Here is an 18,276-nt window from a genome sequence, read left to right on the forward strand (position 1 = left end):
CCGCCGGGGGTCGCATGGCAGCAATTCATACCGGCCCCGGCTGGGCCTTTATTGCGGAGCGCCCCGATGGCTAAGACCAAATACATTATCGATACCGATATTCAGGCCAAGGCGAAGGTCACGATCATTGATCATGCCAAGCTGCAAAAGATGAGGAAGGGGGAGAAAGGCGTCCTGTTCGGAAAGCACTCGCCGGATTTGAAGCTGATGAACGCCAGTTTCGAATGGGATATGGACGGGAAGACCAAGAAAGCCGTCGGCCTGTCTTCGGTCACCCTGTCGATCCGCTACACCGGCCAGATCTACCTAAGCAAAGCCATAGATAAGAAATCCAAGTGCTTTTCCCTGGTCAAGGCGCATGAGGAGGAGCACCAGAAGATCTGCGTCAAGGGCGTCAAGGCGATGAATTCCGCCTGCCAGAAGATCCTGCAGAAACACACCGATGCGATGCTGCGCAAGTACAAGGGCGATTATGACGCCTTTGCCCAGGCCGAGGCGAAAGCCGCCCGGAAGGTGGCGATCGATGCCTACAAGGAAATCGATGACGGGCCGTTCTACAAGGTCGCCGTCAAGAGCCTGTCGATCGACACCGCATCGAATTACGCCAAGATCTCGCCCCACTGCTCGCAATTCGGGTGAGGGTGCAGAGGACCGCGCCCGCGGCTGAGGGAGCCTGATGATGACCGGCCATTCCGGCGGAACGCCGTGACCGGCCTGCAAAGCCTGGGAACGGTCATTCCCAGGTCTTGGCCTTCAGCCCCTTCCTGACCTCGGCGCGCAGTTCGCCCTCGATTTTCTTCACGTTGCTTCTGCAGAAGGTCTCGAAGGCCATATCAGTTACCGGATCGCGCTGCAGTAACTTGGCAATGCGTTCCCCAAGTTTTTTCTGGTCCATTTTCCCTTTGAGCGTGGTGGCATTCTGTTCGAGATACATGTGAACAGGTCTGCGACTGCTGTCAGACAGCAGGATCTTTTGGAGAATTTTGCTGGTTCCGCTGACGCCAGACCGCACGAACAGCTTGACCAGGACTTTGCTGGCGAGTTCCTTGTAAGCTTGCGAGGAAAACCGCTTCACCACGTTCTCGCCAAGCGCTTTAATCTCCTGCTCCAAGAGGCGGTCGGTCAATTTAGGTATCAGGGGCGATTTCGAGATCAGCCTCGTCGCCAATCTTGCTGCGACTCTGTTGCGGAGGATGTATTCAGCCAGTTTGGGAGCGACATATCCGCTGACGAACCTCGCAATAGTTGCGCCCGCACCGCCGGCGATTCCGCCCCGGAGCATGGCTTTGCCGATAGCCTTTGCTGAGCTCTTGTTGGTCACCGGGTCGCCAGCGATTACCTTGCCGATCTGGTTTGCACTCTCGGCAATGACCGCCGTGCCGGCGCCGATTCCGGTGCCCCAGGCAACTGTCGCCACAGCGGTGGCCGGAGCGGCAAGGGTCATCGCCGCGGCGCCGAATATGACGAAATTGATGTCTCGCACGAGGGAAAGGCCGGTTTTCCAGCCTTCGGCGGTGCCAACCACATCACTGAGCCAGTTGCCGAGACCGGTGCGGTACATGTTGATCTGCTTTTCAGCAAGCTTCATGCTGAATTCGAAGTGCTTGTAATCCCGCCTTTTGACGGTTTTTTCTAGGTTGGCGACAGCGCCGTTGGCCATCGCCTGCAAGGCCACCGGGCCGTCGCCGGACCGGATCAGGAACGAGATGATGAAATGCTCGTCGTCCAGGTCGTTTTGCATTTTGTGCCGGTATTTGGCGCTGTCCAGCTCCCGCTTCATCCGCTTCAGGCTCAGGTCCATGGCCCTGTTCAGCGCCGCCATGGACTGCTTCCATTCCTTTTCGGACAGCGGGTACTGCTTGTTGCCGACCTTCATGACATAGCATTTCGCCTTTGGGTCCGGCGTATGCACGACCATGCCTTTCTTGAGCGGCTGCTTTTTCCGGTACGCCGCCGCCGCGGGTTTGTTCTTGGGGTGCTGGAGGAGGACTTTCAGGTCCTTGACCTTGTACTTCTTTGCAATATCCTCGAACGTTTCGCCTTCCTTGACTTTGTGCTGAATCCACATAACCGGGCTCCTTCCGCCGGCGGCTGACCGCTCTGCGGTACAGGAGGCCGCCGGGTCCGCAGTCTAGCCCCTTGGCGGCCGCGGGCCTGTGACGCGCGTCACAGCGCGGGCATATGCGGAGAAGGGCGTCAGCCCGCCGCGGCAATTCTTGCCAGCCCGGCCGGGTCCAGAAGGATGATCCAGCCGTCAGCCAGGCCGATCAATCCCGCCTTCTGCCATTTGCGCAGGCAGCGGTTCACGTTCTCCCGCGATCCGCCGATCATGTCTGCGATCTCGGATTGCGACTGGGCCAGCCGTTTTGCCGGCCTGGCGCCGCCGCCGGACGCCAGGCGCAGCAGGGTCCGGGCCAGCCGGGGCGGCAGCTGAAGAAAGGCGATTTCCATCATCCGTTCGTCCGAGCGGCGCATCCGCGCGCACAGCAGTTCGATCAGCCTGACGGCCAGGTCCGGAGCGGTCTGCAGGACTTGCAGAAAGGCGTGCCGTTCGAGAATGAGCAGCGTGCAATTGGTCAGGGCATGCGCGTCTGCGCTGCGCCCGCCGCCGTCCAGCAGGGCGATTTCGCCGAAGACGTCGCCCTGGTTGAGATCGGTCAGGACGACATCGCGTGCGGTGGGCGCCATCGCGCTGATCCGCACGGTGCCGCGGGCGATCGCCATCATGCTGTCGCCTGGCGAGCCGCAGCGGAAGATCTGCGCGCCGGCCTCATGCCGGCGCAGATGCGCGCGGGCGGCCAGGCCGTGCAGCACCGTCCTGTCGAGCCCGGCAAACAGGGCGCTTTGTGCCAGCAGCGCAGCTTTGGCGGCGAGGCTTTCCTCCGTCATGGTCGTCACAATCCGCGTTTGGCGCCGGAAATCCGGCGATTCCGCATTTCATTTGGTCATCCCCTAAAACTAGGCCATTATGGGCATCTGATCATCATGCTGAAGCGGTCTTGGCGAAAACGCGGGGGGTGCTTGTTGAGGAAAGCGTTTCTGATTTTTACCAGTGTTCTGGCTGCTGCCGTTGCGGTGAGCAGCGCAGCTGTGGGCCAGCAGGGCGGGTCCTGCCAAACAACCGAAGCGAGCGATCCGCCGCGGGTCATTCTGAGCTGCGCGAACGGGCTGGTCATTGAGGCGGAAGCCCCGGACGTAAGCGCATCGGGGTTCCGGCTGCCGGCCTTGCAGGCGCCGCCCGTGTCGGTCGATGTGACCAGCCAGGGCGTGCTGGTCACGCTGCCGCCCGGCAAGGGGCCATTTCAGATCATGACCCCGCACGCCATCGTTTCGGTGCGCGGCACTCTGTTCGTTGTAGACGTCACTGCAGTCGGCACGGCGGTTTTCGTCGTTGAAGGGCTGGTCGAAGTGCGCCGCCTGGATGGCAGCGATCCGGTGGAGCTGGGCGGGGGCGACGGGGTCACGGTGTCGGCGGGAACGCCGATGGAGGTGAAGCAATGGCCCGCTGAGAAGGTTTCGGCACTCCTGATGCGCTTTGGGCGATGAAGTCGCGGCTGCCGCTTTGGGCTGCAGCGGCGGCGGTGATCGCGGCCTGGGCCTGGGCCGGCCTACTGGGGGTTTACCATATCGCGGGGCGCGCCAGCGCCCTGGACCGGGCCGAGGCGGTGTTCGCCGACTGGCGGCTGCTGATCGCCGGGCCGCGCCCCGCGCCCCCGGACGTGACAATTGTTGCGCTGGATGATGCCACCGTGGCGGCGGCCGGCGGGTATCCGGTCAGCCGCAGGTCGCTGGCGGAGCTGATCCGCGCGATTGCAGCGGGCGGTGCCAGGGTGGTGGCGCTGGACCTGCTGCTGGTCGACAGCACCGAAGCGGACCGCGAGCTGGCGCGGGCATTGGAGTCGCTGCCGGTGGTGATCGCGTCAGCCGGGCTGTTCGGCCCGGACGAAACCGGTCGGCCAGCGGTCCCGAAGACTTCCGGCGAAATCGGCCCGCGGCCGGAGTTTGCCGCCGCCGCCTCGGTCGGACTTGCCAATATCGCGGCAGATGCAGGCGGCACGCCGCGGCACCTGCCATTGGTGTTCGAGACAACCGAAGGCCTTGCCCCGTCCTTTGTCCTGCAGGCGGTGTCGCTGTTCCTCGGTGATGCCGTGCCTCTGGTGCCGGGAGGCGCACGGGTGGCGGGCGAGGTGCGGCCGATGGACATCGCCTGGCACCTGCCGCTGCGCTACTACGGGGCGCACGGCACCCTCAGGACAATCAGCGCGCAGTCGCTTTTGGACGGGGCGGAGGCCGGCCTGGACGGGCAGCTGGTGCTGCTGGGGGCGACGGCAACGGCGGTCGGAGACCGTTTTAGCGTTCCCTTTGACCAGGTCATGCCGGGAGTCGAGGTGCTGGCCACCGGGATCGCCAATTTGCTGCACGGCTCTCAGCTGGTGCGCGGCGGCCGGGTGCGGCGGCTGGATGCGGCGGTGACGCTGGCCCTTGCGGCCTGCGGCGTTCTGGCGGTATCGCTGCTGCCGCTGGCGGCGGGGAGCACGGTTTTCCTGGGCCTGCTGGCGGGGTGGGCTGCTGCGGCCGCGCTCCTCTTCGGCAATGGTTACTGGTTCAGCCTGGCGCTACCGCTGGCAGGTGCGGTGCCGCCGGTTTTGTGCCTGATGCTGGTGCGCCAGATGTTCGACCGCAGGCAGGCCAAGCTGCAGGTTATGGCCCGGCAGGCCTTGGGCCTGTTTCACGCTCCGGCTCTGTCCCGCCGGATTGCGGATGATCCGGCTTTTCTCAAATCGCCGCGCGCGCAAGACGCCGCGATCCTGTTCGTCGATCTGGGCGGGTTTACCGGCACCTCCGAGCACCTCGGGCCGGCCGCGACCCGCGACCTGCTGAAGGTGTTTCACCAGCTTGTCGTGGAGGAAGCCGAACAGCTGGGCGGCGTTGTGCTTGATTTCATGGGCGACGGCGCCATGATCGGCTTTGGCATTCCGGACCCGGGGGCGGAGGATGCGGAGCAGGCGCTGCGGGCAAGCTTCGGCCTGGCAAGTCGTATCCGGTCCTGGATTGCGGGCTCGCCGGAATGCCAAAGCCTGAAGGGAATGCGGGTGGGGGTGCATTGCGGCCCGATCATCCTGTCGCGGCTGGGTCATGAACGGCAGCAGCAGATTTCGGCCTCCGGCGATTGCGTGAATGTGGCCAGCCGCCTCATGGAGGTTGGAAAAGCGCATGGGGCGGCGATCACCGCGTCGTCCCGCCTGCTGTCGCGTGCAGGCCGGACGGCGGCAGACCTGCCCCGGCCGGATGTGACGAAGCCGGTCAAGATCCGGGGGCGCCGCGGAGACATCGAAGTTGTAATGTGGATGCCGGCCTAGCCCTTTTCGTGGCGGGCGCGTTCCAGCGCGATCACCCGCCGCCGGAAAGTCTCACGGCTGACCTCCACCCGTTTCCCGGGGTAGGTGCCCACGATGCTGCCGATCATAACGGCGATAAACAGCACGCCGATGTAGTAAATCCTTCTGATAACCGTTCGGATGAGTGGGGGAAGTGTGACCGTACAAATGCGGTGGGATTATTGGTCTTGTACCCGACTCAATTGCTGCTTATCGAAACCAATCTCGGCTGAAATACGAGCCGCCGCCACGGATACGGCTTCAATCTGGCTCTGCTCTGGCGGGGTTTTAATAAATTCGGTCAGGCTGACGATGGCAATCGTAGCGATGGGCGCCCGCTCTGAGTTGAAGATCGGACACGCAAGTGCATTCAGGCCCAGCATGGTTTCATTTGGCGCGGTTGCCCAACCCTGGCCGGCGATGTTGTCAATGTGGGCAAGAAGCTCTGCTCTGTCCGTGATAGTGAATTTGGTGCCTGCGGCAAGCGTTTCCGGAATCACATCTTGGCGCGCATGTTCCGGCATCGACGCTAGGGCAACTTTGCCTTGGGCCGAATTTGCAAACCCAAGCAGCGATCCAGGGCGGACACCAACGTCGATCTGCATGTTGCCATGCAGTGTGTTTAGGATCCGGATGCCATCCTCTTCAATCTTTCCCAAGCTGACGGCGTGCCCGGTACGGTCACGAAGCGTTCGCATATGGGGCATTGCCACTGAGGGCAGATCCACCGTACCGGAAGCCGCTTGACCCAGGGCAATCAGCCGGGATCCGATTCGGTACCTTTCGGTTGTTCCGGATTGGGAAATGTATCCAAGCGAAACCAGAGTGCGCAGATGGCGGTGGATCCGGCTCTTGGTTGTGCCAAGCGCCGAGGCCAAGGCGGTGACACCCATATCCGCATCCGCATTCGCAAGAGTTTCAAGGACTTGCAATGCAAGTGCGACGCTCTGAATCACGTCTTTATTTTCCGCGCTTTCCGCCACCATGGATCAGGCTCCTTTTTGTTTCGGCCGCGTAAACCTGCTCAAACCGCTCTGGTTTCGCAATGCTTGACAGCGCCGGATGTCTGTATTTATGTTTCGCTTGCAAGAACATCATGTATCGTCAGGCGAAACATATCAAGGGAAAGGGAGCGGAAATGACAGCTATCATCTCACAACCGTCCCGATGCTTGGCGGGCGGATACACAGGCGGGAAAGGGTTCAAGGATGTATGACAAATCGGATCCGCGGGCGTCGCTTGCCCCGGCTGGGGCAAACGACATGACGGGGCAAACCGGACTGGTAACCGAACAGCAGGAGGGGCGGTTTTACACCGCAGTTCCCCAGCTTGAAGATGGTACTGGCAAGACCTGGCTCATGAGGGGGCAAAATTTCCTGATCAGTTTTTCCCAGACCGTGTCTGGCGCCGTCTTCGAACGCAGCGGTCAAGTGGATGAATATGCGGTGCTGCTGCCAAAAGCCGGAGCGGTCATCGAATGGGAGGGAACCCGCGAGACGGTTCCGGGGTACTCCATCGCCTTTGTCCCGCCAGGCGACAGCCGCGTTGAAATGCCCGGCGGCGGCGAACTGGTGCGCCTGTTTTCCACCCAAAGCACCGATCTGGCCGAAGCCTGCAGCAATGCACGCAGCTATGATACACCACGCACTCACATCCCTGCTTTTCAGCCCTGGCCTGAACCCAAGGACGGTTGGAAAATCCGGTCCTATTCGCTGAACGTGCCGAAGGAAGACGGGCGATTCGGCCGGATCTTCCGCTGCACCACGTTGATGATAAATGTGCTGGACCCCTTCGACGGTCCGCGCGATGCCGCGAAAATGTCGCCGCATCATCACGATGACTTCGAACAGGGCTCTTTGGCCTTGAGCGGGGAGTTCACCCACTACCTGCGCTGGCCCTGGACCACTGACATGGCAGATTGGCGAGACGACGAGGCAATAGAGATGGCCTCGCCCTCCATGCTGGTCATTCCGCCGCCCGTTATCCACACAACACGGGCGAGCGGGGCAGGAAGAAATCAGTTGGTCGATGTTTTCAGCCCACCGCGCAAGGACTTCTCACAAAAGGCGCGATGGGTGCTGAACGCCGAGGACTATCCGATGCCGGAAGATCCTGCGGAAGGCCCGGTCTAGATGCCAGAACAAAAGCAACAGCCAGTCACCGCGGTATCCGCGCTGGCGCGCAGCACATACCCACTAGGATTTCGGGAGGAGAAACCGATGATCACCAGACGAACCCTTTTGCAGACAGGCGCAGCCTTGACTGCAACTCTGGCCATGCCACACGTTGCACGTGCTTCAGGCAAGCCCATGAAGATTGCCCATGCCGCCAACGAGCTGCACCCTGGCCACAAGCTGGCCACCAGTTTCGCAGAGGCTCTGGAAGAACTTATGCCGGGCGCCTTCAACGTGCTAATCTTTCCGAACCGCCAGTTGGGCGACGACAAGCAGCTTCTGGAAGGCGCGGTAGCTGGGACGATGGATGTCACCGCCGTGTCTGGCGTGCTGATCCCGCTGGTCACTGGCCGGCTGGCGATGAACGGCTGGCAGTTGCCGTTCCTTGTGCGCGACTATGATCACTTTGGCGAACTGGCGCTAGGTGATGTGGGACAAAAGATTCAGAACGACCTGCGCGAGGCCGGGCTGATCGGGCTGGCCACGGCCGATACCGGCCAGCGGCATTTTCTATCGGTCAAAGACCCGGTTACATCTCTTGACCATTTGGCAGGGCTGAAGACGCGGATCGTTCCCGTGCCGCTGCACAAACAGATTTGGGAAACGCTGGGAACGTCGCCGGTGGGTATGCCTTATGGCGAAGTGTACGGGGGACTGGAAACCGGCGTGATTGACGCAGTGGAAATCAATATCTCCTCTATGCTGGGCGAAAATCTTTGGGAAGTCGGCAAGCATCTCACGCTGACCGGCCACTATCCTTGGCATATGACGACTCTCATGTCGGAACGCTACTGGGACACGCTCAGCGACGAGGAAAAAGCCGCTGTCACAGAGGCCGGTCGCCGGTCGGTTACAGCGACGCTGGCCTATGCAAAGTCACAGGATGCCGAGGGCCGCGATACCTTGACGCAGAAAGGCGTCGAAGTTTTGGAACTGGCGGATCTGGACGCAATGCGGGCCAAGGTGACGGGTGTGACTGCGGAATGGGCCGCCAAAGACCCGCTGATCGCAGAACTTGCCGCCGCCGCAGTCCAGACTGGCCAGGCAAAGTGAGGTTTTCCCCACCGCGCGATCAAAGCCGCGCGGTGGGGAACCCGGAAAGATAACTCATGACACCCGCTTCCATCACCAAACCCCCGGCCATCGTGCGAGGATATGTTCTGGCGGTGCGCACCTTGGCCGGGGTCTTCATGGCGATGATCGTTGGCATAATGATTGCGCAGGTCATCGCCCGCTATGTGGTTGGTGATTCACTTATCTGGGCAGAAGAGCTGTGCCGCTACCTGTTGATCTGGCAGACATTCCTGGTATTGGGTCTTGCCTATACACAAGGCGAGTTCGTCGCGCTGGATTTCTTGCCCGCGAGGCTGCCGCCGCGCGCGAAATGGATACTTAGTGCGCTGACGGCCATTCCAGTCCTGTTCTTTCTAGGCCTGATGGCCTGGCATGGCTATGATTTCGCCTCCCGCTTTGACCGTCAGACTATCCCGGCACTCGATTTCATTTGGGAAACCCTAACTGGTGCGCCCTTGGGGCTGTCAATTCGCTGGGTCTATGTCTCGGTAACCGTCGGACTGTCTCTTATGTCACTGCATGTGCTGGCGGATCTGGCAGCCCGTTTCCGGTGTGAGTTCCTCGGCAATACAGAAACGCCGGACATGCATTCGGCAAAAACAGGAGATTCGGTCTGATGGGCAGTTTTTTCCTTGTCTTCGCAGGGCTTCTGGCCAGCGGCATTCCCATCGCACTGGCATTGGGAATCGGCGGAACGATCTACCTCTACCTGTCCGGAAACGGGATGATGGCGCTGATGCTGCCGCAGCGGATGATTGCCGGGATCGATCAGTTCGTGCTGCTGACCATTCCGCTGTTCCTGCTGGCTGGATCTCTGATGAACGTGGGGGGGGTAACAGACCGGATCGTCAGCTTTGCCCGTGCCATGGTTGGCCACCGGCGCGGCGGCATGTCCTCCGTTTCTATTCTGTCGTCAGGTTTTTTTGCCGGCATCTCAGGAAGCGCAACGGCCGAGGCATCGGCGCTCGGCACCATCCTGATCCCGACAATGTCACGGCAGGGAATGCCTGCTGCCTACGCCGCAGCGCTGATTGCCGTGAGTTCGGTCATGGGGCCGATCATCCCTCCGTCGATCACCATGATCATCTATGGTGTTTTGTCAGGAGCGTCGATTGGTCAGCTGTTCCTGGCCGGTGTGGCACCAGGGATCGGTATCGCCGCCGGGCTGCTGGCCTACGCCACTTGGCGGGCCCGTCACGAGGGGTTCCCCGTGACCGAAAAAATGATGTTCAGGGAACGGATGACTGCCACCAGACGCACGCTTCCGGCGCTGATCCTGCCGTTGATCATTCTGGTCGGCATCAAGGCCGGGATCTTTACACCGACAGAAGCTGCGGCCGTGGCGGTTGCCTATGCGCTGGTCATCGGGTTCATCTACAGGGACTTAACCGCAGAACGGGTATGGAATGCGCTAATCGCCACCGCATTGGTATCCGCCTCGATCCTGTTCATCACTTCGATGGCCAGCATTGTGTCCTTTGTATTCACTCTGGAGCAGGTTCCGACACTTATCGCAAATGCGATGCTTGAGATTACCGAGAACCCCTGGGTGATCCTGCTGCTGTTGAATCTTTTCCTGCTGATTTTGGGCATGTTCCTCGAACCGATTTCCATCCTGATCCTGACCATGCCCATTCTGCTCAAGATCCAGGCGATCATCGGGATGGATCCGGTTCAGTTCGGAACTGTCGTGGTTCTGAACGTGGTGATTGGTATGGCCACGCCACCGGTGGGCATCCTTCTCTTCATTGCCTCGGCTATTTCTGGCGAGCCGCTCACGCGGGTGATCCGCGAGGCGCTGCCGCTGGTCGGGATCTGCCTGGGTGTCCTGGCGCTGATCGCGCTGATCCCGCAGCTCACACTCTTCATACCGCGCGCATTGTTCTGAGGGACGCTCCATGGCCAATCGCAAATTCCTCACCACCTGTGCCATGACTGCGGGTATCACCCCCTCTTTGCTGCTCCTGCAAGAGCGGCAGCAAGGCGGAGTTCCGGCCGATGGCTGAACAGCGCAACATTCTGATCGTCGTCGCCCATCCCGAACCGTCGTCTTTCAACCATGCCCTTGCGGCTGCCATGGGACGCGCGCTGGCAGAGGCAGGTCACTGCGTGACCGTCTCGGATCTGGCGGCAGATGGGTTCCGGGCGGATGCCGGGCGGCACGACATGCAAGGCGCGGTAAATCCCGACCGGTTTCACCTGCAGGCCGAGCAGGCGCATGCCGCACGCCATCACAACTATGCCGGGGAAATCGCGCGGGAACAGGCGCGGGTGGCAGAGGCCGACAACCTGATTCTGCAATTCCCCCTGTGGTGGGGTGGGCCCCGGCACTCATGAAAGGCTGGATCGACCGGGTGATGAGCTATGGCTTTGCCTATGTGGATGGGCGGCGCTTCGGCACCGGGCTATTCAGGGGACGCCGCGCGATGCTCAGTGTCACCACCGGCGGCATGCCGGAACGGTTTTCCAGCGACGGCGCCTATGGCCCGATTGGCCCGCTCTTGATGCCGATCCGTAGGCTGGCCCTGGAATACATGGGCTTCGAAGTGCAAAGCCCTGTCGTCAGCTATGGAGTTCCGCGCGCCAGCGACGCCGAGCGCCAGGCATATATGGCCGCGGCCGCTAAGGCGGCTCTGGAAATGGCAGCACATCCTATCCAGCGGACCAGCGCCTGGCGCAACGCGCTGGATGAAGTGCCGGACGGTGCCTGGAGCCTCAAGAAGTGACTGTCGCAGCAGTCAAGGCATCGGAGATATTGAACTAACCACGACCAGGAGGTCAGCCATGAGCGAAGTCAAGACGATCGAAACCGAACAAAAAGAACGGATTGCCGGGATCCTGCAAGGCGCGGTTGACCCGCATGTTCACAGTGGTCCGTCCATTGCACCCCGGGCGGTAGACCATCTGGAACTGGCCCAGATCTATTCCAAGGCCGGCTTCGCGGCTATGGTGACCAAGGACCACGATTACTCCGGTGTGATGTGCGCCCGCATGATCCGCGATCACTATGCGGACCTATCTACACAGGTCCTTTCGGGCATCGTGTTGAACAACGTGGTTGGCGGTATCAACCCCTATGCAGTGGAGCACACCGCCGCGATGGACGGGCGGATCGTGTGGCTGCCTACGCTGGCGGCGGAAAACCATCTGAAATGGGAGAAAAGCTCCGGCTGGGCGCACCCCGCTTCGACACAAAAAATCCGTGCCGCCAAGGCCGTGCCGCTGTTCGATGGCGGCAAGCTGCGCCCCGAGGTTGTGGATCTACTGGACGTGATGGCGGCCACCGGCATGGCACTGGCCAGCGGGCATATCCATGTCTCGGAAACCAAGATTGTCTTTGCCGAGGCCCGCAAGCGCGGGGTAGAGCGGCTGATCTTTACCCACCCTGAAGATATCGTCGGCGCCTCTATGGACGATACCAGGGAAATCGCGGATATGGGCGCTTATGTGGAGCATTCGCTGGCATTCTTCCTGGAAGGGTCGAAATTCCGAACCCGCAAGAACGAGGATCTGAAAGCCTTCATCGACCTGGTTGGTGCGGAACGCACGATCCTGTGCTCAGATCTTGGACAGACCGGCACACTCAGCCCCTTGGAAGGGTTCCAGCGCGGTGTCGCCACCTGCATTGAGCTTGGCTATTCCGACGCCCAGATCCGCGCCATGGTGTCCACCAATGCTGCCGATGTTATCGGGTTGGCCGCTTAATGGATCCGAAATGCGATACGTACAGACCAAAATAGGAACTCTTGAATGGCACAGGATCTGAGATCGCGCATTAAGGCCGGCGAACTATTGATCGGGACCTTCATCAAAACCCCTGCACCGCACAATGTCGAAATCCTTGGGCATGCGGGGCTGGATTTTGCGGTGCTTGATCAGGAGCACGCACCGATAGACATCAGTCAGATGGACATGATGGCGCTGGCCTCTCGCGCCGCCGGCCTGCCGCTTTTGTCCCGGCGCTGGGGTGCGGATACTGACTGGATTGCGCCGCTTCTGGATCTGGGCTTGTCCGGGGTCATGGTGCCGCATGTCATGGACCAAGAGGCTGCAGAAGCCGTTTGCGACGCAGTGAAGTTTTCGCGCAGGAAACGCGGCTTGTCCCCCTCTCCGCGTGCAGGTAACTACGGCGGCCTGAGCATCCCTGAGTATCAATCCGCCAGCGATGCCGCCAGTGTCGTCATGGTACAGATCGAGGACGCAAGCGCGTTGGATCACTTGGACGCGATTGCCGCGATTGACGATGTCGACATGCTGTTCATAGGTCCGGCAGATTTGTCCCAGTCCATGGGGGCCGGGATGCCCTCGGCTGAGCTGGATGCCGCCATCATGCGCATCGTCGAGGCCGGGAAAAGGGCTAGGAAAGCCATTGGCCTGTTCGTAGGTGACGCAAATCAAATCCCGTCCTGGCATGCCAAGGGTGTTACTCTGTTTGTTTGCGGATCGGACCAATCCATGCTGCGCAAATCCGCCACCGCGTTGATGCCGGCGGGATTATCATCGTGAACTGAGCCGCCGGACGGTTGCATTCCGGCGGTTATTTCGGCACCGAAGGTGACCCGCCTCCTTGGCGGGCATGGTGCTGCGGTCGCTGGTCCGGAACGCGGCGGCTCAAAGGATTGATGTCAATTTGATGTCCTCGATTGCGAACTCTATGAGTGCACGGACCTTTCTGGGCAGGGAGCGTCCTTCAAGGTAGACTGCGCTGACGGGCCCGGTTTCTCCAGTGTAGTCATCAAGTAATGGCATCAATGATCCTGTTTGGAGCGTGTCGTGCAGCACAAAGCGCGGGGCATAGGCGATCCCTACGCCATCAGCTGCAAGGGCGGCCGCGGCGCGCGCTGAATTGACATGGAAACGTCCGCGTACATGCGCAACCGTTTCGGTGCCGTCCCGATTGAACAGCCACCTGTTTGGCGTACGGCGGTTGGTGTCGACAATACAGGTGTGGTTTACAAGATCCTCGGGAGACTTAGGTGATCCGCACCGTTCAATGTAGGATGGGCTGGCAACCAGGAGACTGCCGAACGTGCCCAGCTTGCGCGTCTTGAGAGATAACATCTCAGAATGCCCCATGCGGAAGGCCAGATCGATGCCCTCGCTCGCCAGGTCGACATGGCGGTCGTTCAATCTCAGATCGATCGTCAGGGCCAAGTTTTGTTTGGCAAATCGCGCGAGCATTCCTGCTGCATAGACTTCTCCGAAAGTCACTGGTGCCGAAATTCGGATGACGCCGGTGAGGCCGCGTGAGCCTTCCGAAACTTCGCCGAGTAGGTCATCGAGATCATCGAGCAGGGCAGGCGCCCGTGCGAGAAGCTCGTCACCGGCAGGAGTAAGACCCACCTTGCGGGTGGTTCTCTGAAGGAGCCGAGTGCCGAGGCGGCGCTCCAGCTCGGCAACGTATTTTGAGGTCAACCGGTTCGAGACACCCAGTTGACCTGCGGCCGCAGTGAACGAGCCGGTCTGAGCGGTGGCCACGAAGGCCTTGAGTTGGTCAACAATATCCATGGATAACTGTGTGGAATAATTTGTGGATAGTTACTTCAAGATATCTCTATTTTGTGGAATGTTTGCAAGCGGTAATGGCCTCCTATATCAAACGCGGAAGTGAGCAACCTCATCTGACTGGCCCAGGTTGAGCAAGCAGTGCTGACGGATGGTCATTTACCTTGATCCTACTTTTTTGCTTCAGGATGGCGAGCGCCAGGCCAAAACAGGCGTCGTCGGGCGTGACGCTGCCGGGGTGCTCGTAGCCGCGATGGTTATTGTAATGATTGACAAAGGTTTGAGTGGCCGCCTCGAGTGTAAGCGGCGGTGCGAAAGTCAGCCACGGCAGCGGCGGGATGAACCTCCTGCGGGCGGCGTAAAAATCGGCCAGTTTCGGCCCTATCTGGTTTCAGGGAGGGCGGGAGCATTTTCACCGTGGAACTTATAGGCCAGCGCTCTGGTTCTGGTGTCTTGGTGTTATGCAACTGAACGCCAGAGCACCCACGTTACCGAACGGCATGATTTGGTTGAATAGGCCCGTTCCTAAATTCGGAACAAAACGAAGATAGTCATTCTCTAACATCTCCATTTTGTTGACTAGCTGCAAGGCTTAGGTTGCGGGCATCGGAAACAAGCCACCACTTATGGAGGCAAGTGGCGCGACCAAAGTCCAAGGAGTGACTGACATGTCCATCAATTCTGCAAACAACAACGCCGACTATGCGGCCTTCATCCTTCGTGTCACCAGTGGCGTGGCCTTCCTCGCCCACGGCTGGATGAAGGTGAGCCTCTTCACCATCCCCGGCACTGTGGCCTTCTTCGAAAGCCTCGGCCTGCCGGAGGTCTTCGCCTACCTGACCATCCTTGGCGAACTGGGCGGCGGCATGGCGCTAATTCTGGGCGTGGGCGTCCGCACTGTCTCGATCCCGCTCCTGGCGATCCTGCTCGGCTCGGTCTGGGCCCACTCGGGCTTCGGCTGGGCTTTTTCGAACGAAGGCGGCGGCTGGGAATTCCCGCTGTTCTGGGCCATCGCACAGGGTGTGATCCTGCTGCTCGGCGCCGGAGCCTACGCGCTGCACCTGCCGGTTCTCGACCGCACCCTCGGCAAATTCGCCGGAGCGTAACTTAAACGCCGGATCGCCAGAAGGCGGTTCGGCCCAACTCGGGAGACGTCTCATGCAAACGCACAGCCTTCAGGACCTTCGCGACCGCTTCGCCCCCTCCGACCGGATGCCAGTGGTCTTTCTTGGCCATGGCAGTCCGATGAACGCGATCGAGGATACCGCCTTCAGCCGCGCCTGGACCCGCCTGGGCCAGAGCCTGCCGCGGCCCCGGGCCATTCTCGTGGTTTCAGCCCATTGGATGACGCGGGGCACCACTTTGGTCGACGTCTCGGAGATGCCGAAGACGATCCATGATTTCTACGGCTTCCCCAAAGCGCTGTTTAAGCAGCAATACCCTGCCGCCGGACAGCCGGAGCTTGCCCGCGAGGTGGTGACCCTGCTCAAAAGCCACCGGGCGCAGGAAGACGACCGCTGGGGGCTCGACCACGGCGCCTGGGCGGTGCTGAGATTCCTCTACCCCGAGGCCGACGTGCCGGTGTTCCAGGTCTCTATCGACATGAGCCGCGGACTCGAGCATCAGCTTGAGATCGGCCGGGCCCTGTCGGAGCTGCGTGACCGCGGTGTCCTGATCCTCGGATCGGGCAACGTCGTGCACAACCTGCGCACCATGCAGTGGGGCGGTCGACCGCAGGACTTCGCGTTGGAATTCGACGCGCTCTTCGCTGACCGTCTCGTGGAGCGCGACTTCGCCGCGCTGGCCGATGCCAAGGGGCTGGGGGCGCTTCTGCCTATGGCGCATCCGACGGTGGATCACTACCTTCCCGCGCTCACCATCGCCGGGGCCTCAGACAATGGCGACGATCTGACCTTCATGACCGATGCCATCGATCTCGGGTCGGTGTCGATGCGGTCCTTCATCTTTCACGCGAACTGAGGAGAAAGCACCATGCTTATCGACGGAAAATGGATGGAGAACTGGCAGCCGGTGCAGAAGGCCGACGAGAGAGGCCGCTTCGTGCGCCAAGTGTCTAGCTTCCGCAACTGGATCACGGCCGACGGCCAGCCAGGCTTGACGGGCGAGGGCGGTTTCGAGGCCGAGCCCGACCGCTATAGGCTCTATGTCGCGCTGATCTGTCCCTGGGCGTCGCGCACGCTGATCGCCCGCAAGCTTAAGGGCCTTGAGGACATGATCGAGGTGACAGTGGTGAACCCGACCCTGACCGATCAGGGCTGGAGTTTCGGCGGCTACCCCGGAGCGGACGAGGACCCGCTCTACGGCGCGCGCTACATGCATGAGCTCTACACCCGTGCCGATCCGCAGTTCACCGGGCGCGCGACCGTACCGGTGCTCTGGGACATGAAGCGCGGCGTGATGGTGAACAACGAAAGCGCCGACATCCTGCGTATGCTGGACACCGCCTTCGAGCATCTCGTGCCATCGGATATCCGTCTGTATCCCGAGGCGCACGCGGCGGAGATCGACGAACTCAACCCGCGCATCTACGACCAGTTGAACAACGGGGTCTACAAAGCGGGTTTTGCGACGTCGCAGGCGGCCTATGACGAAGCGATGGACGGGATCTTCGCAACGCTCGACGAGCTCGAGGACCGGCTGACTGGCGATTTCCTGTTCGGAGACACACTGACGGAGACGGACATTCGGGCTTTCGTGACCTTGATCCGTTTCGACGCGGCATATCATGGCCTCTTTAAGACCAATCGCCGAGAGATTCGGGATTATTCGCGTCTATTTGAGTATTTAGAGCGTATTCTGCAGATCCCAGGCGTTCGCCAAACGGTGGATATGGACCACATCTTGCAGGGCTATTACTCGATCAAGGCGCTCAATCCCCTCGGAGTAGTCCCCAAGGCCCCTGCGCACATGAGTGCGCTACTCGAAAGGGCGACATGAACGCTGACAGGCAAGGAGTTGACGGCGCAGCATAGAACACGTGCCAGCACGTTGGTGTGGTTTTTCACCTCGGGTCTCTGCGCCTGCAAGCTTTGGAAGCCCGCGCGCTCGAGCAGGGCTCCTGACTGGAAAAACATCTGTCGAAAAGGAACAAGTATTGGCGGAAATCAAAGGACTTATCGACGCTGCAATTATGCGAGGGTTGACGAAAGGAGAGGCGGAACAAGCTTTCCTTACATTGTTTGAAGGAGCGGCCTCACCGGCGCAGATCGCCGGCTTTCTCATCGCCCTGCGAACGCGTGGCGAGACAGTCACCGAGATTGCCGCCGCTGCATCCGTTATGCGTGCGAAAATGCAACGCGTTCGGGCACCAGACGGTGCAATTGACATTGTCGGGACTGGCGGAGATGGAAAAGGGACCCTCAACATTTCCACAGCGACGGCCTTCGTAGTGGCTGGGGCAGGTGTCCCCGTCGCCAAGCACGGAAATCGCAAGCTCTCCTCGAAATCCGGAGCGGCGGACGCGCTCTCGTCTTTGGGGATTGACCTCATGCAGAGCGCAGAAGTCTCAGAGCGTCTGCTTGAAGAACACGGGATATCGTTCTTGATGGCGCCACTCCATCACGCAGCGATGCATCATGTGTCACCAGTTCGCGTGGAACTCGGTGCTCGAACGATTTTTAACATCGTCGGGCCACTGACTAATCCTGCAGGGGTCAAGCGGCAATTAACGGGTGCTTTTTCAAGCGAGTGGCTTAGGCCAATGGCAGAGGTGCTGCGCGATTTGGGTTCGGACGCCGCTTGGCTCGTCCATGGAGGCGACGGGACGGATGAGCTTTCCATTGCCGGACTGAGCCACGTCGTCGCTTTTGACGGCGGCGAAATATCTGAGTTCGAGGTACACCCGGAAGATGCCGGGCTTCCGGTGCATGATTTTACTGAGGTCCAGGGCGGAAACCCGATCCACAATGCGAGAAAACTTTCCGACTTGCTTGGTGGAGAGCGCGGGGGCTACCGAGATGCAGTGCTTTTGAACGCCGCCGCTGCTCTGAAAATTTCTGGCAAAGTCGAGGATCTGGAGGGCGGTGTGGCGCTGGCAGCTGAAAGCATTGACGCTGGGCATGCCAAGAACAAACTGGAGGTACTCAAGAGTGCCTGTGAGTATGTGAAGCGGTGATCCTGCAGAT

The 18,276-nt window shown here is 60.5% G+C and carries 18 protein-coding genes and 1 pseudogene; 14 read left to right on the top strand and 5 right to left on the bottom strand.

Going from position 1 to position 18,276, the window contains the following annotated elements; translation table 11 throughout:
• Positions 1 to 66: 66 nt before the first annotated feature.
• Complete coding sequence (locus CAER_RS0101320; protein ID WP_027233713.1) at positions 67 to 639, top strand: hypothetical protein; 573 nt, start codon at positions 67 to 69, stop codon at positions 637 to 639.
• Positions 640 to 733: 94 nt separating this feature from the next.
• Here the strand turns inward: CAER_RS0101320 and CAER_RS0101325 are convergent, their stop codons facing one another.
• Together CAER_RS0101325 and CAER_RS0101330 are read right to left on the bottom strand one after the other, a co-directional pair.
• Positions 734 to 2,068 (bottom strand): LysM peptidoglycan-binding domain-containing protein, encoded by a 1,335-nt coding sequence (locus CAER_RS0101325; protein WP_027233714.1) that lies wholly within the window; start codon positions 2,066 to 2,068, stop codon positions 734 to 736.
• 128 nt (positions 2,069 to 2,196) lie between these two features.
• Positions 2,197 to 2,889 (bottom strand): Crp/Fnr family transcriptional regulator, encoded by a 693-nt coding sequence (locus CAER_RS0101330; RefSeq protein ID WP_027233715.1) that lies wholly within the window; start codon positions 2,887 to 2,889, stop codon positions 2,197 to 2,199.
• Between the two features lie 186 nt (positions 2,890 to 3,075).
• Here CAER_RS0101330 and CAER_RS29985 point away from each other — a divergent pair, with 186 nt between their 5' ends.
• Both CAER_RS29985 and CAER_RS0101340 read left to right on the top strand, forming a co-directional pair.
• The gene (locus tag CAER_RS29985; RefSeq protein ID WP_161631048.1) at positions 3,076 to 3,546 is read left to right on the top strand and encodes a FecR domain-containing protein; all 471 of its coding nucleotides are present in this window, start codon (positions 3,076 to 3,078) and stop codon (positions 3,544 to 3,546) included.
• The gene (locus CAER_RS0101340) at positions 3,543 to 5,360 is read left to right on the top strand and encodes a CHASE2 domain-containing protein (RefSeq protein ID WP_027233717.1); all 1,818 of its coding nucleotides are present in this window, start codon (positions 3,543 to 3,545) and stop codon (positions 5,358 to 5,360) included. Before CAER_RS29985 ends, CAER_RS0101340 begins: the two co-directional genes overlap by 4 nt.
• On the opposite strand, the gene CAER_RS30585 is transcribed toward CAER_RS0101340, so the two are convergent.
• Positions 5,357 to 5,485, bottom strand: a complete 129-nt coding sequence (locus CAER_RS30585; RefSeq protein ID WP_260033388.1) for a hypothetical protein — start codon at positions 5,483 to 5,485, stop codon at positions 5,357 to 5,359. The genes CAER_RS0101340 and CAER_RS30585 overlap by 4 nt on opposite strands.
• Before the next feature lie 72 nt (positions 5,486 to 5,557).
• Positions 5,558 to 6,364, bottom strand: a complete 807-nt coding sequence (locus CAER_RS0101350) for an IclR family transcriptional regulator (RefSeq protein WP_027233718.1) — start codon at positions 6,362 to 6,364, stop codon at positions 5,558 to 5,560.
• Between the two features lie 276 nt (positions 6,365 to 6,640).
• On the opposite strand from CAER_RS0101350, the gene CAER_RS0101355 reads away from it, so the two are divergent.
• The 7 genes and pseudogenes from CAER_RS0101355 to CAER_RS0101385 all read left to right on the top strand — a co-directional run bounded on the left by CAER_RS0101355 (position 6,641) and on the right by CAER_RS0101385 (position 13,132).
• A complete protein-coding gene (locus CAER_RS0101355; RefSeq protein WP_245597313.1) occupies positions 6,641 to 7,510 on the top strand; it encodes a cupin domain-containing protein in 870 nt (289 codons plus the stop codon).
• Positions 7,511 to 8,605 (top strand): TRAP transporter substrate-binding protein, encoded by a 1,095-nt coding sequence (locus tag CAER_RS0101360; protein WP_084299317.1) that lies wholly within the window; start codon positions 7,511 to 7,513, stop codon positions 8,603 to 8,605. It abuts the gene before it with no gap.
• A 56-nt stretch (positions 8,606 to 8,661) separates the two neighbouring features.
• Positions 8,662 to 9,243: a TRAP transporter small permease gene (locus CAER_RS28680; RefSeq protein WP_051357630.1), complete on the top strand. Its 582-nt coding sequence runs from the start codon at positions 8,662 to 8,664 to the stop codon at positions 9,241 to 9,243.
• Positions 9,243 to 10,514 (top strand): TRAP transporter large permease, encoded by a 1,272-nt coding sequence (locus CAER_RS0101370; protein ID WP_051357631.1) that lies wholly within the window; start codon positions 9,243 to 9,245, stop codon positions 10,512 to 10,514. The genes CAER_RS28680 and CAER_RS0101370 overlap by 1 nt, the downstream gene beginning before the upstream one ends.
• A 110-nt stretch (positions 10,515 to 10,624) precedes the next feature.
• Positions 10,625 to 11,352, top strand: a pseudogene (locus CAER_RS30435) (NAD(P)H-dependent oxidoreductase).
• Positions 11,353 to 11,410: 58 nt separating this feature from the next.
• Entirely contained in the window at positions 11,411 to 12,331 is a 921-nt protein-coding gene (locus CAER_RS0101380; protein WP_027233722.1) for a DUF6282 family protein, read from the top strand.
• Positions 12,332 to 12,376: 45 nt separating this feature from the next.
• Positions 12,377 to 13,132: an HpcH/HpaI aldolase family protein gene (locus tag CAER_RS0101385; protein WP_027233723.1), complete on the top strand. Its 756-nt coding sequence runs from the start codon at positions 12,377 to 12,379 to the stop codon at positions 13,130 to 13,132.
• 105 nt (positions 13,133 to 13,237) lie between these two features.
• Here the strand turns inward: CAER_RS0101385 and CAER_RS0101390 are convergent, their stop codons facing one another.
• The gene (locus CAER_RS0101390; RefSeq protein WP_027233724.1) at positions 13,238 to 14,134 is read right to left on the bottom strand and encodes a LysR family transcriptional regulator; all 897 of its coding nucleotides are present in this window, start codon (positions 14,132 to 14,134) and stop codon (positions 13,238 to 13,240) included.
• A gap of 665 nt (positions 14,135 to 14,799) precedes the next feature.
• On the opposite strand from CAER_RS0101390, the gene CAER_RS0101395 reads away from it, so the two are divergent.
• From CAER_RS0101395 to trpD, 4 genes are all read left to right on the top strand, one after another.
• Complete coding sequence (locus CAER_RS0101395; RefSeq protein WP_027233725.1) at positions 14,800 to 15,237, top strand: DoxX family protein; 438 nt, start codon at positions 14,800 to 14,802, stop codon at positions 15,235 to 15,237.
• A 52-nt stretch (positions 15,238 to 15,289) separates the two neighbouring features.
• A complete protein-coding gene (ygiD, locus tag CAER_RS0101400) occupies positions 15,290 to 16,111 on the top strand; it encodes a 4,5-DOPA-extradiol-dioxygenase (protein ID WP_027233726.1) in 822 nt (273 codons plus the stop codon).
• Positions 16,112 to 16,123: 12 nt separating this feature from the next.
• Entirely contained in the window at positions 16,124 to 17,089 is a 966-nt protein-coding gene (locus CAER_RS27175) for a glutathione S-transferase family protein (RefSeq protein ID WP_036796647.1), read from the top strand.
• Between the two features lie 193 nt (positions 17,090 to 17,282).
• On the top strand, positions 17,283 to 18,266 hold the full coding sequence (trpD, locus tag CAER_RS0101410) for an anthranilate phosphoribosyltransferase (protein ID WP_051357635.1): 984 nt from the start codon (positions 17,283 to 17,285) through the stop codon (positions 18,264 to 18,266).
• Positions 18,267 to 18,276: the final 10 nt, after the last annotated feature.

The sequence above is a fragment of the Leisingera caerulea DSM 24564 genome (assembly GCF_000473325.1).
Classification (GTDB): Bacteria; Pseudomonadota; Alphaproteobacteria; order Rhodobacterales; family Rhodobacteraceae; genus Leisingera; species Leisingera caerulea.